At 51.7% G+C, this 13534-nt stretch carries 12 protein-coding genes; 5 read left to right on the forward strand and 7 right to left on the reverse strand.

Annotated elements, in window-relative coordinates; genetic code table 11:
* Window positions 1-82: 82 nt before the first annotated feature.
* From GO984_RS03030 to GO984_RS03045, 4 genes are all read left to right on the forward strand, one after another.
* Window positions 83-745: an NAD(P)-dependent oxidoreductase gene (locus GO984_RS03030; protein ID WP_157021055.1), complete on the forward strand. Its 663-nt coding sequence runs from the start codon at window positions 83-85 to the stop codon at window positions 743-745.
* 59 nt (window positions 746-804) lie between these two features.
* Complete coding sequence (locus tag GO984_RS03035) at window positions 805-1422, forward strand: glutathione S-transferase (protein WP_157021056.1); 618 nt, start codon at window positions 805-807, stop codon at window positions 1420-1422.
* Window positions 1423-2019: 597 nt separating this feature from the next.
* Window positions 2020-2865 carry a flagellin N-terminal helical domain-containing protein gene (locus GO984_RS03040; protein ID WP_157021057.1) on the forward strand — a complete coding sequence of 282 codons (846 nt, stop codon included), beginning with the start codon at window positions 2020-2022 and terminating at the stop codon, window positions 2863-2865.
* A 681-nt stretch (window positions 2866-3546) separates the two neighbouring features.
* On the forward strand, window positions 3547-4395 hold the full coding sequence (locus GO984_RS03045; protein WP_157021058.1) for a flagellin N-terminal helical domain-containing protein: 849 nt from the start codon (window positions 3547-3549) through the stop codon (window positions 4393-4395).
* A gap of 199 nt (window positions 4396-4594) precedes the next feature.
* On the opposite strand, the gene tig is transcribed toward GO984_RS03045, so the two are convergent.
* The 3 genes from tig to GO984_RS03060 form a co-directional block, all read right to left on the reverse strand.
* Window positions 4595-5926 (reverse strand): trigger factor, encoded by a 1332-nt coding sequence (tig, locus tag GO984_RS03050; protein WP_157021226.1) that lies wholly within the window; start codon window positions 5924-5926, stop codon window positions 4595-4597.
* A gap of 208 nt (window positions 5927-6134) precedes the next feature.
* Window positions 6135-7253, reverse strand: coding sequence for a porin (locus GO984_RS03055; protein WP_157021059.1), 1119 nt, complete (start codon window positions 7251-7253; stop codon window positions 6135-6137).
* 363 nt (window positions 7254-7616) lie between these two features.
* Window positions 7617-8723, reverse strand: a complete 1107-nt coding sequence (locus GO984_RS03060) for a porin (RefSeq protein WP_157021060.1) — start codon at window positions 8721-8723, stop codon at window positions 7617-7619.
* 464 nt (window positions 8724-9187) lie between these two features.
* Here GO984_RS03060 and GO984_RS03065 point away from each other — a divergent pair, with 464 nt between their 5' ends.
* On the forward strand, window positions 9188-10036 hold the full coding sequence (locus GO984_RS03065; RefSeq protein ID WP_138165184.1) for a flagellin N-terminal helical domain-containing protein: 849 nt from the start codon (window positions 9188-9190) through the stop codon (window positions 10034-10036).
* 156 nt (window positions 10037-10192) lie between these two features.
* Here GO984_RS03065 and GO984_RS03070 read toward each other — a convergent pair whose 3' ends face one another.
* From GO984_RS03070 to GO984_RS03085, 4 genes are all read right to left on the reverse strand, one after another.
* Window positions 10193-10522: an arsenate reductase family protein gene (locus tag GO984_RS03070; RefSeq protein WP_157021061.1), complete on the reverse strand. Its 330-nt coding sequence runs from the start codon at window positions 10520-10522 to the stop codon at window positions 10193-10195.
* Between the two features lie 141 nt (window positions 10523-10663).
* On the reverse strand, window positions 10664-11467 hold the full coding sequence (locus GO984_RS03075) for an alpha/beta hydrolase (protein ID WP_157021062.1): 804 nt from the start codon (window positions 11465-11467) through the stop codon (window positions 10664-10666).
* Window positions 11468-11481: 14 nt separating this feature from the next.
* On the reverse strand, window positions 11482-12969 hold the full coding sequence (locus tag GO984_RS03080; protein ID WP_157021063.1) for a flavin-containing monooxygenase: 1488 nt from the start codon (window positions 12967-12969) through the stop codon (window positions 11482-11484).
* Window positions 12970-12979: 10 nt separating this feature from the next.
* The gene (locus GO984_RS03085; protein ID WP_157021064.1) at window positions 12980-13438 is read right to left on the reverse strand and encodes a cupin domain-containing protein; all 459 of its coding nucleotides are present in this window, start codon (window positions 13436-13438) and stop codon (window positions 12980-12982) included.
* Between the last annotated feature and the right edge of the window lie 96 nt (window positions 13439-13534).

Genomic DNA, 13534 nt, shown 5'->3' on the forward strand with positions numbered 1-13534 from the left:
CTATGCGCACACATCGGAACTATCTGGGTTATGAAACGGGCGCGGCTTTGCGCCCAATGAAAACAAACCAAGGATCACATCAATGACTAAGCAAAACCTGGTTATTTTCGGAGCCTCTGGAAACTGCGGCCAATGGGCTGTCAAATCTGCCATTGCACAGGGCTATAATGTACGCGTGCTGATCCGCCCCGGATCCAAAGCGGACTTTCCCGATGGAGTAGAGATCATGCACGGAGATGTCGTGGACGCACAAACAGTGGACCGCGCGGTGCAAGGCCAAGGCGCGGTGCTGTCTTGTCTAGGTATCAAACGGAAATCCGCATCCAACCCCTGGTCCCCTGTGGTTTCCCCTGTTGATCTGGCGGAACAAAGTGCCAAGAACATCGTCGCGGCGATGAAGCGTCATGGCGTCGAACGAGTGGTGTCCATCAGCGCCGCCGGGGTTGCGGAAAGCTGGTCACAGATCAACCCGGTGATGCGGTTTTTGGTCAAGTCGAGCAATGTATCTGTTGCCTATCATGATTTGGCCAAGATGGAGCAGGTATATAAAGATAGCGGTCTGGACAGTCTTGCCTTGCGACCCGTTACCTTGGTCGATGGTGAAGCAACCGGAGACGCACGGATTGTTGAGCGTTATCGGCTGTCTTCGAAAATCAACCGCGCCGATGTTGGCCACTATATGGTAGAGGCGATAACACGAAAATCTCCCTACTCTGCCCCGGCCGAGATGATCAGCGCCACTTAGTCTTGTCGAGCAAGATGTTGGGTTCTATTGTCGCGTGACTTTGCGAAAAGGCGCGACACATGACCCCCACTCTCTATTCCTTCCGCCGTTGTCCCTATGCGATGCGGGCACGACTGGCGCTGGCCGCGTCCGGTCAGCAGGTTGAACTGCGCGAAGTGGTCCTGCGGGAAAAACCAGCCGCGTTCCTTGAGGCCTCGCCCAGTGCGACTGTGCCCTGTCTGGTCACCAAAGATGGTGCCATCGACGAGAGCCTGGACATCATGACATGGGCCCTGCGCCGATCCGACCCCGAAGGCTGGCTTAATATGCCGGATGCCGGATGGGAGTGGATCAGCCGCGCAGACGGGCCATTCAAAGACGCACTGGACCACACCAAATACGCCAGCCGGTATCCCGAAATGGATTCTTCTGAACAGCGTGCACTGGCTGGTGCATTTCTGGCGGAACTGGATCAACAGATTGAACAATGGGTTTTTACTAAGCCAAGTTTGGCAGATTACGCGATTCTACCTTTTGTTCGGCAGTTTGCCTTTATCGACAAAGATTGGTTCGATGCCCAACCTTGGCCGAAATTACAAGCGTGGCTGGAACGCTTCCTGATCTCAGATCGGTTTGCGTCAATCATGAGCAAATACCCACAGTGGGCTGAGGGGAACGAAACAGTTCCCTTCCCTTAGCCTGGTGAGGCGACAAAACAACGCCTTGCTTTGGATCCACTGCACGGCTGCCCTGTAATTCACAACCAACCCTTAAGGCCCAAGACCAAGCCAACTGAAAAAGTAGTGGAATTTGTTTAGCAAAGTGACTGATTCCTTACTCAGGACTGCCTTTAAAGGGATCCCCAACCCCTAATTCGCCTTCGTGGTCACATTTCTTCAATGTCTATTTCCAAAAATTCATAAATCAGATGCCCAATTTTAGACACAAATGAGCCATGAAACGGAAAATCATTATTTCACGCAACACTTTGGAATTAGCCGACAAACCTGAAACGTTTGCAGTTTCCAACGCCACAATTCGAGACAACACCACTAAAAATAAAGCAGATAGAGTAAGGAATTATCAATTTTTCATAATTCTTTAATTAGCACCTCGTTCACAATTAAGGTTCTGTTAACACTTGAAAACCAAATATGAAGGTGCACTCTGGGTGGGGTGGCGTGAATAAGTTGAGTTAATAATCGAACGACTATTCGCAGTGTCAGAATGGCCCTTTTACAGCCGATAAAGGCGAAACAAACGTGAGGGAACTCACGTAATTAGGGATTATTATTATGACAAGCCTTCTGACAAACAATGGCGCAATGGTTGCTCTTCAGACATTGCAGACTGTTACCAACAACCTGACTGAAACACAGACACAGATTTCGACCGGTAAACGCGTTGGATCCGCCAGTGATAACGCTGCCGTTTGGGCCATTTCCAAGACAATGGAATCCGACATCGCGGGTTTTGAATCGATCTCGGACAGCCTGGCCTTGGGTGAAGCAACTGTTGCTGTTGCTTCTGCCGGTGCTGAGCAAGTTGTTGAAAAGCTGACTGAAATCAAAGAACTGCTGGTCTCTGCGCAGTCTGAGAACGTCGATCACGACAAAATTCAGAACGACATCACCAAGAAAACCGAGCAGGTTGCCTCGATCATTTCTGCCGCTCAGTTTAACGGTGCCAACCTGTTGGCCACTGATGTAGATGGCAACGGTGCGACCTCATTGGGTGTTCTGGCCTCGTTAGACCGGGTTGGTGCAACTGGTACCCCTTCGGCAACTGAAATCGCTGTTGATACCGTTGATTTTGAAGCCAATGTTGACCTTTCGGGCATGACAACAGTTGCCGATGCCACCAGTGCTGCGACTGCTCTGGGTGAAATCGAAGCCTTCCTGACCACCGCCATCGATGGCGCTGCGGCTCTGGGTGCTGACTCCTCCCGCCTCAAGGACCAGGGCGGCTTTGTGAACAAGCTGACCAACGCCATGAAGCAGGGTATCAGTGCGCTGACAGACACCAACATGGAAGAAGCCTCTGCCCGACTAAAAGCGCTGCAGACACAGCAGCAACTGGCCGTACAGACCCTGTCGATCGCCAACAACGCACCTTCGGCAGTGATGCAGCTGTTCCGCTAAGAACACCACCCGAGGCACAAATGTGCCATCTAGAAAAGGTCGCCCTAATTGGGCGGCCTTTTTGCGTTTTCAGGGCCGAGATGTTAATGCACCCGCATTTTGAAACCGCCACGAGCTATAGCTGAGAAAAAAGCTCCAATAAAGTCCTAGGAAATCCTTACCCCCCAAAGGCTCCTCAGGCCGAAGCCCGTTACATCGTATTAATGAGTCTTGCGGTTACCCTACTCAAACCGACCAATTCGGACCGTTCAAACTGCAGGTCACGCCCTAAACTTACATTTTTTTAAGATGTGATTGTAGAGATCGTTGTTTTTGGCGCCTCAATGCAGCCTCAAATTCGCCCAAAATACGAAAAGCAACATGTCGACAACACATTGAAAATAAAAAGAAATGCAAGATTTCGCAAATACTCCCCTGCCATATTTCGCCCGTACTTTATCAATTTCCGTAAGGAACAGGTAAGGAATAATCAATTTTTCATAGTTCTTTAATTAGCAAACAATTCATAATTAGGGTTCTGTTAACACTTACCAACCAAATATGAAGGTGCACTCTGGGTGGGGTGGCGTGGATAAGTTGAGTTAATAATCGAACGACTATTCACAGTGTCAGAATGGCCCTTTTACAGCCGATAAAGGCGAAACAAACGTGAGGGAACTCACGTAATTAGGGATTATTATTATGACAAGCCTTCTGACAAACAATGGCGCAATGGTTGCTCTTCAGACATTGCAGACTGTTACCAACAACCTGACTGAAACACAGACACAGATTTCGACCGGTAAGCGCGTTGGATCCGCCAGTGACAACGCCGCCGTTTGGGCCATTTCCAAGACCATGGAATCCGACATCTCAGGTTTTGAAGCCATCTCTGACAGCCTGGCCCTGGGTGAAGCAACTGTTGCTGTTGCCTCTGCCGGTGCTGAGCAGGTTGTTGAAAAGCTGACAGAAATCAAAGAACTGCTGGTCTCTGCGCAGTCCGAGAACGTCGATCACGACAAAATTCAGAACGACATCACCAAGAAAACTGAACAGGTTGCTTCGATCATTTCTGCCGCTCAGTTTAACGGTGCTAACCTGCTGGCAGCAGATGTTGACGGCAACGGCGCCACCTCAGTCGGTGTTCTGGCCTCTCTGGACCGTGTAGGCGCAACAGGTACCCCTGCAGCCACAGAGATCTCTATCGATACTGTGGACTTCGAAACTGACATCGACCTTGCGTCCAACTTGACGACAGTGTCCGACGCTGCCAGTGCTGCGACTGCTCTGGGTGAAATCGAAGCCTTCCTGACCACCGCCATCGATGGCGCTGCGGCTCTGGGTGCTGACTCCTCTCGCCTCAAGGACCAGGGCGGCTTTGTGAACAAGCTGTCGAACGCCATGAAGCAGGGTATCAGTGCGCTGACAGACACCAACATGGAAGAAGCATCAGCCCGCCTGAAAGCGCTGCAGACGCAGCAGCAGCTGGCCGTACAGACGCTGTCGATCGCCAACAATGCACCTTCGGCAGTTATGCAGCTGTTCCGCTAAGACTGACCTCCACGGCACTCAGGTGCCATCTACAAAAGGCCGTCCTTCTTGGGCGGCCTTTTTGCGTGTTACCACGAACACCACGTTATGCGTTGTTTCCAACGTCTTGGTAGGAAACAGGGCCTCGCTCATCCGATGCGCTGTCCAAACAAAAAGGCCGCTCAAATGAGCGGCCTTTTCGAAACTATCAAAGTAAGACTTACTCTTCTTCGAGCGCTTCAACAGCTTTCTGCAGATCGTCTTTGGAGACTTCTTTTTCTGCAACTTCGGCCAGTTCAAACACATAGTCGATGACTTTGTCTTCAAAGATTGGCGCGCGCAGCTGCTGTTGCATCTGAGCGTTCTTCTGGATGAATTCAAAGAACTCACGCTCTTGGCCCGGATACTGACGTGCCTGGCCCATGATGGCCTGGGTCATTTCAGCGTCGGTCACTTCAACTTCGGCTTTTTGACCCAGTTCAGCCAACAGCAGGCCCAGACGTACGCGACGTGTAGCAAGAGTGGTGTGCTCTTCTGTGGTTTCGATCTCTGGGTGATCGTGACCGGTTACTTCTGGGTTGTCTTCGTGCCACAGCTGGTGCGCGATTTGACCGGCTTCAGCTTCGACCAGCGACGGTGGCAGGTCAAACGAGACCAGCGCATCCAGCGCATCCAAAGTAGCGCGTTTCATCACTGCGCGCGATGCACCAGCGTATTCCGCTTCTAGACGCTCGGAAATCTGACCCTTCAGACCGTCCAGATCTTCAGCGCCAAACTTCTTGGCCAGCTCGTCATTCAGCTCAGCCGCAACCGGAGCTTTGACTTCTTTGACTGTGCAAGCAAAAACAGCGTCTTTGCCAGCCAGGTTCTCGGCGCCGTACTCAGTTGGGAAAGTGACTTTAACGTCTTTTTCTTCACCGGCCTTCAGGCCAACCAGCTGCTCTTCGAAGCCAGGAATGAAGGAGTTTGAGCCCAGAACCAGCGGGTAGTCTTCGCCAGCGCCGCCATCAAAGGCAACGTCGTCAACTTTGCCCAGGAAGTCGATGACAACCTGGTCGCCGTCTTCAGCAGCAACACCTTCGTCGCGCGCTGCGAAATCCTGAGCAGTTTCGGCCAGGTTGGCCAAAGCTTCATCAACGTCAGCTTCACCGGCTTTGACAACCAGCTTTTCCAACGACACGGATTTCAGATCGACTTCGGGAATTTCTGGCAGCGCTTCGTAGGACATGTCAACGCTGACATCGTCGCCTGGCTTCCAGTCTTCGTTGGTCATTTTGACGTCCGGCTGCATTGCAGGACGGTCACCGCTGTCCTCAAAATGCTTGTTCATGGCGCCATCGATAGTTTCCTGCATCGCTTCGCCCATAAGACGTTCGCCATACTGCTTTTTCAGCAATGCCATAGGCACCTTGCCCTTGCGGAAACCTTTCATTTCGATTTCCGGCTGAGCTTCAACCAGCTTTTCGTTTACCTTGGCGTCCAGTTCGGCCGCAGCAACGGTAATCGCATAGCCGCGTTTCAGACCTTCGTTCAGCGTCTCGGTGACCTGCATGATATTCCCCATAGAGATTCGGGGCATGCACATAGGCATCCCCCCAGATAAATTTGACGCCTTTTATTTCTACTAAGCGCGTGGCGCAAGAGGCATTGCCACCTGATGACGACAGATGGGCGGGAAAGCTCCTTATTTGGCCGCAGAAAAGGAAAAAACACGCCCCAAGGGACGTGTTTTCTTGAATCTGGTGCTTTGATAGAAAGCTTTAGAACTTCCAGCGGGCACCGGCCATGATCACACTACTGTCATTATAGCTAGTCGAAGTAGTGTCTTCGTAGGAGTAGTCGCGGTAGGCCAAGTATGCCTCGACATTGTAGTTGTCGATTTTCTGAACTGCAGCAATGCCCCAAGAAGTGGCGGAGTCACCGGTCGAGGCCATATCCGAGCCGTCGTAGTAATCAACCGAGAAGGAGGTCGAGCCCAGGGATGTCCAGTTAGTAGTATACCCCAGTTTGGCATAGCCATAGCTACCCGCAATGTCGCGTTCACCTGCAGCGACAGCCAGGGACACGCCTGTTGGCTTGTGTTCGATCGCCGCCGACCCAACGATGTCGCGCGTGTCTGCCTTGCCAGTCTCTTCAGTCCATGCTGCACCCAAGGCAGCTTCGAAGGCAAAGTCGCCCAAATTGGCGTTACCATAGCGAACCGCAACATCATATGTTTCACGGTCGTTGTTAGTTTTCAGAATGTCAGTACCGTAAGATGCAGACACAGTGAAACCATTCAGGTTGATGGAGTCATAGCGAACACGACCCAAACGACCACCGTCGTAGTCAGAAAACACATCCCCAACATCAATCGAGCTGAGTGTCCCAGTTGATGTCCGGAAGGCATAGCCGCCAGCGGGATCAGCAACCGCAACACCGGCTACAACACCGGTTCCGGACCGGTCACTGCCTGCGATACCATCAGACGCCATCGAGCCCTGACCAGCAGAGAAGCGGCCAAAACGAGCGGTATCAAACTGCAGGTCAACGTGGCGGATATTGGTGCGGTCCCAGCTCAGTGTATCACCTGTGGAGGTCTGGCTGACACCACTGGAACTGCGAAGACCGAAAGCAGTTTCAAATTTGAACTGGAGGGTGTTTTCACCATAGGCCTGTTTCAGCCGAAAACCGATGCGGGAATTGGATCCCGAGTTATCGACCAGGCGGTTATAGGTCTCTGTACCATCGTCGTAAGATTGGAAGGACGGATCAAACTGGCCATACCAAGTAAAGCTACCGCCGGTGTCATTTTCATAGGTGGGACCCGCAAAGGCGGGTGATGCGATGGCGGCAGTCAGTGCGATTGCGCTGGCGCTTGCTGCAAACTTAATGCTCATGAGTGAGTGCTCCTAGTTCCTCATAAAGGTCGGCACCCCTCGTTCCATCCATAAGGGATCCGACTTAGGAATAGCGGCTATCACGCGTTTTTTTCAGATCCGAGACTTGAAGTTCAGGACGGGAAAACAGGCTGTCAAAAATAGCAAAAAATTCACAGATCTGTGATGTTTTATTCTTTTACTACAACACCTTATGTGAACCAGATCACACAACTCAACTACTGTGAGAATTTCATTATGCTATCAACCATCTCATTTAGAATCACAAGGTTTATCTTCACTGGACTGAACTTGCTTTTGCGGCAGAAAAGAGAAACGCCCCCAATTCATGGGAGCGTATTCCAAATTTGCAATGTAGGGGTTTCAGAACTTCCAGCGTGCCCCAAACAACACTGATTCAATGTCTCGATAAGATGTTGTGACCTCAGAGAACTCATAACTGCGCAGACCTAGGTAGGCTTCCATATTCACGCTGTCGATATTTTGTACGGCACCTATACCAAAGACGCGGGTCGACGATCCACTGGTGTTGAAGTTTGAACCATCATAGAGATCGACGCCCAGGGCTGTCTGCCCAATGGCGAACCAATCCCCTTTGTAGCCAAGTTTGCCATAGACATAGTCTTCACCGGTGTCGCGGCTGCCAACGGCCATCGAAACATTGAACCCACTATCAAGTAACACGCTGAAAGATCCAAAGGTGTCATCACGGTCCACCCCATTTCTATCTCGGCGTGAAAATCCAACCCCGCCGGTGAACTTACCACCGCTGAACTCATTGGCGTACCGCAGGGCAACGTCATAGAATTTGTCGTTACTGTAGCTGGCAAGGATCTCCTCCCCTGCCGCAAGCGAAACTGAGAAACCACTGAAATCAGGTGAGTCATACCGCACCCTGCCCCGTCGTCCGCCATCAAAGCTGGAGGTGACTGAACTGATAGATACCGAAGACGCTGTACCGGCAGAGGTACGGAACGTAAAACTACCGGCTGTGTCACCGATGCCGTTATAAAGGACCAGACTGGTTCCGGAAAAATCTGTATCCGCAATGCCATCAGTCGCCATACTGCCTTGGCCCAGATAAAACTTACCGTAGGTTCCGCTGTCATAGGCGAAATCGACCTTACGCAGGTTGGTGCGGCTCCAATCCACACCTTTTGGGGTGAAGGTCTGGCTGACGCCATCGGAAGCGCGCAACCCAAGTGCCGTTTCGAAATTGAAGGTAAAAGTACCGCTGCCCACAGGCTGGTTCACCCAGATCCCCACGCGCGTGTTTGAATGGGAGTTATCAACCAGATTGCTTGTGCTGCCTACGCCGTCATCCACCATCTGAAACGCAGGGTTGAATTGGCCATAAATACTAACAAAACCGCCAGAATTATTATCGTACTTCAATTCCGCCTGAACAGGCAGAGCAGCCAACCCTGCCGCTACTGCAAAAAGCGCTGACCTTCTCCAAAATGTTGTCATGACAATTGCCCACTGAATAAAACACTCTATCCCTTTGAGATGTAGCATCCTGTCCGTGAAGAAAAGGGTTTAGTTGATACACCATTGTAGTCATTGCATATTCACCACACGACAACCGATCAAAACAGATCAAGATGTCCTTCAGCTGTGCGCCTGTAACAGGTTGAACGGGTCGTCAAACTCTAGGAATCGCCCTCATCCAATCCCAGATCTGCACCCTTCAAACGGCTTGCAAACACAACGGTCGGCTTCATTAAATTTAGTCCTTTATGAGAATGAATTCAGATCCTGGCATTAAGGATTTAGTCGTAATCTGGGCATAGATAAAGTCCTGCACCTTGTACTAAGGGGGCACGGCGACCACGGGTCGATCGTATTGTCAGAATGACGCCAAAGGCCAACCAGAGCGGTTCGGCTGTAAATGGGGTCAAAAAACCCCCAATATGACTAAAGGAATACATGCTATGACAAGCATTCTGACAAACAATGGCGCAATGGTTGCTCTTCAGACTCTGCAGTCTGTGAACGACAATCTGACCACTGCTCAGAACGAAATTTCCACCGGTAAACGCGTTGGATCCGCCAGCGACAACGCCGCTGTATGGGCGATTTCGAAAACAATGGAATCCGATATCGCGGGTTTCGAAGCCATCTCCGAAAGCCTTTCAGTTGGTGAAGCCACTGTTTCGGTTGCTTCGGCTGGTGCTGAGCAGATCGTTGAAAAACTGACTGAAATCAAAGAGCTGATCGTTTCCGCTCAGTCTGAAAACGTCGACCACACCAAGATCCAAAACGACATCGACGCAAAAGCTGAACAGGTTACAGCAATCATCAACGCTGCTCAGTTCAACGGTGCAAACCTGCTGATGGCTGACGTTGATGGCAATGGCGCGACATCTTTGGGTGTTTTGGCCTCGCTTGACCGTGTTGGCGCAACTGGCACTCCCACCGCGACCGAAATCACTGTTACTACAGTTGACTTTGAAACCAACATCGACCTGGCCTCAAACCTGACATCGTTCACCAACGTCACAGATGCGACAACCGCACTGGGTGAAATTGAAACTGTCCTGGCCGTGGCCATCACTGGTGCCGCTGCACTGGGCGCTGACACAGCTCGCCTGAAAGATCAGGGTGATTTTGTTGGTAAACTGACAGACTCCATGAAAATGGGTGTTAGCTCGATGACAGACACCAACATGGAAGAAGCTTCGGCCCGATTGAAGGCCCTGCAAACCCAGCAACAGCTGGCTGTGCAGTCGCTCTCGATTGCAAACGGTGCGCCACAGTCGATCATGACACTGTTCCGCTAAACCGATCTTTGGTTCGGGGCGCCTTAGCGTGCCCCGAACCGACCAACCCAGTATCCCCTTAAAATAAATCAGATAACACGCAGTGATCGAACCGTATCGCACAGCGTCGCTTTTTAGCGTTTGCTCCCGCTGGAGTTTGAACGCAAACCCCGCATCTTATTCCGACAACAAAACCTGCTGCACAGCCTCATCCCAACCGAGGTAGTATGCGTCTCCATCATGGATTACGGGACGCGCCATCAATTTGGGCTTAGCAGCCAATTGATCCTCCGCCTCTGAATGCTTCAGCCAATCGCTCAACGACCGCCAATCATTTGTTGTTCGATCCACCAACCGATCCCCAAACTCAGCGATCAACGTCGCAAGCTCCGTTTCACTCAATGGCTCAGCCCGCACATCACGGAAGACCACATCTTTACCCGCCTGCTCCATTGCCTTGAGGGCTTTCTTGCAAGTTGAGCATGTGTTTAGTCCGTAAATTATCATGAGCATTCTCCTTTAAGGTCGGCGCTGCAACCTCCTGCATTCTGCCTTTTTATACAAGAGACACTGTTTAGCCAGGCATTCGAAGTGCACCAGAGTTGTTGTGCGAGAAAAGATGACTTCACCGGCCCACGAAGAGGTAAACTAGCCAAGAAGAGACCGGCACAACGGGGACGTTGGATCTTGCAAACCGTCGAGTACTGTAAAATGGTTGTGCTCACCCTCGACGAATACGCTCGTATCACAATCGAGCCCCTCCCACATCATAGCGAGCAATTTAGACTGCCTGATAAACTCTGGTCGTTCCCCACCACCAACCCAAGCCGTCAAGCGGTGCGCGTTTCGCGGCTTGTGCAAAACCGCACTTTCGCGCGTTGCCTCCGCACCATCCAGACACAGTGTTTCATTCATCTTGGTATGCAACAGCGGCCGCAAATCATGCAATCCGCTGAGAGACAACGTATGTACAATCCGCTTTGCTACACTCTCAGGAAGTGGTGAATCCTCACAAATCATCCGGGTCACAAGGTGCCCACCTGCAGAATGTCCGACAAGACGGATGGGGCCTGCTATTTTCTGCGCAGCAACGGCAATGGCCCCACCAATTTGCTGAGTTATTTCAGATATTCGAACATCTGGAGTCAGTGTATAGCTTGGTATGCAAACCGCCCATCCACTTGCACGGACTCCTTCAGCCAAATTGGTCCAGTAAGATTTGTCCAGCCTCATCCAAAAACCGCCGTGCACAAAGACAACCAGGCCCTGCGCTTCAGCCTCTGGATGGACAAGGTCGAACCGCTCCCTTTCTGATGGGCCATATGCGATATCCAAATCGATGTTTGGCGTGTTTTCGCGGTAACTCGCAGCGCGCGCTGCCCAGATGCCGGGCAGCGCGTCAGATCCTTCGACATGCGCCATATTTGCAAAAGCATCATCCCAATCTTGCATGTCGAATTTTCCTCTTATTGAGCTTGATACTGTGGAGTAGATGCAAGGTATTCACCGTAGGCTGGCGCGTTGGGGTATGAGAACTGCTCTGCCAGAGGGTTGTTACGCTTGCGTTTTGTCGCCCCCATATCCCCAAGCAATTCGTCAAAATGCTTGAAGTGGAACGGCGCTGAGCAAAGCCCGCCATAAACCTGAGCTGCCGGGCGTTCCTTGCGGCGCCAATCCAGCATCATCTGCATGTTCCGTTCCATGTCATCACGGCTTGGCTGGCGTTCCAATTGCCCATCAGCATACCGGACCAGCCAGTTTGCGACCATTTCAGCAGACAGGATTGTGCAGAAACTGGAGTTGAAACCGACAAAACCCATTTCGGGCAGGTCCGGGTTCACCGCAAGACGGAATGTCCGGTACTGGCCATCAGCTTCGATCAGCTTGTCGCGGTATGTCTTATCCAGATAAGGAATACCCAGTTTCCATCCCACCGCCAGAACAGAGACATCACATTTAACCCGGTCGCCCGTGGTCAGGACAATTTCATCGCCATCATAGTGATCAAAAGTGCCCTGGATGGGTTTAACTGCGCCCGATTTAAAACTTTCAAACAGACCAGGTGTCACGATGGGAAGCGAACAGGATGCCTCTTTTTCAATTGGGGTGTCCGGGACCATATTCCATTTCTTTAGGCCCAACTGCGCCTTCAGCAGGGTCTCGAGCCCACGAAAGTTCGCCCAGACCAGCGGCTTCAACGCCAATGCAATCACCCGCTGCAACGGGTTCTTTCCCCATTGGTTGAACTGCTGTTCCTGCGCCCGCATATAAAGCAGCCGCTTAAAGTTGATTCCGCCAACAAAATAGGGAATCCGCCAGACATTCTCTCGGTAGACCATAGTGACCTGTTTAGCGCCATTTTTGGCGGCGTTTACGGCAATGTCGGTGGCCGATTTCGACCCACCAAGCACAACCACGTGCTTGCCCTGCATCATCGACGGATCCGTATAGTCCGAAGAGTGCATCACCTCCCCCCCCTGCGCGACAAAAGCGTCCTGACCGGGGTGCGAGATAATGTTCTTTTCGGAAAACTGCCCGGTGCAAATGGAAACAAAATCGAAATCTTGCGTCCGACTGCGCCCAGCCTCGTTGATAGTCAACGTCCACCCTGGCTTGCCATCTGCCCGACGGTCCATAGACGTGATATCGGTGTTCAATCTGAACAGGCGGCTTAGATTATGCTTGGCGGCATAAGAATGCAGATATGCATGAACCTGAGGCCCCTTGGGCCACTCCGGATAGTCCTCGGGCATGGGGTGATCTGTATAGCAATACAGATCCTTGGGGGATTGAGTCTGCACGCCTGGGTAAGATCGAGATAACTCCCATACACCGCCGAAATCATGGCTGCGTTCAAATCCGATAACCCGGTGACCTTTTTCGTCAAACGCCTTGGCCGCAGCCAAGCCGCTGACGCCGCCGCCGATGACGGCGACTGTCTTTCGCTTTACCATGTTTATGACCTCAAGCTTCCGGCGGCGGCAGGAAATCAACTTCGTGCAGTGCAGACAAACGCACCAGTTCTGCGGGGTCAGTGACACCGTCTAACGCGACAAACAGGTCGTACAACTTGCGCGATGGCGCAACGCCAAAGATGCATTTGGCGGATTTGCCGGACCGGTTAAAAATACCGTGTGCAACCCCCATCGGCATCCGGACTGTATCACCGGGGCCAGCCTGATGGATGCTGGGCGCCCCTTTGTCATGTCCGAACTCAACGTCCAGATTACCCTCAAGAAGATAGATCCACTCGTCTTGTGTGGGATGGATATGAGGTGGCACAAAGGTATCAGCAGGAACATCCGCGTGCCAGGTAAAGGCGTTATCGCTCAGTAGCTTTGGCGTGTAGGTCTGCCCGACCACATTCCAGGATGCACCATTGATCCCGTCTGAGGCCGCAGTAATTCCGATTGTTGTCGTCATATCATTTCCTCCCTGTCCTGATATATCGTCACAAAAGCCTAGCAAGTCGGCCCCCAAGGCTTTGTCCAAAAAGCGCAACAATTTCTCCGCCACAGC

It is taken from the genome of Parasedimentitalea huanghaiensis, from assembly GCF_009753675.1.
Lineage (GTDB): Bacteria > Pseudomonadota > Alphaproteobacteria > Rhodobacterales > Rhodobacteraceae > Parasedimentitalea > Parasedimentitalea huanghaiensis.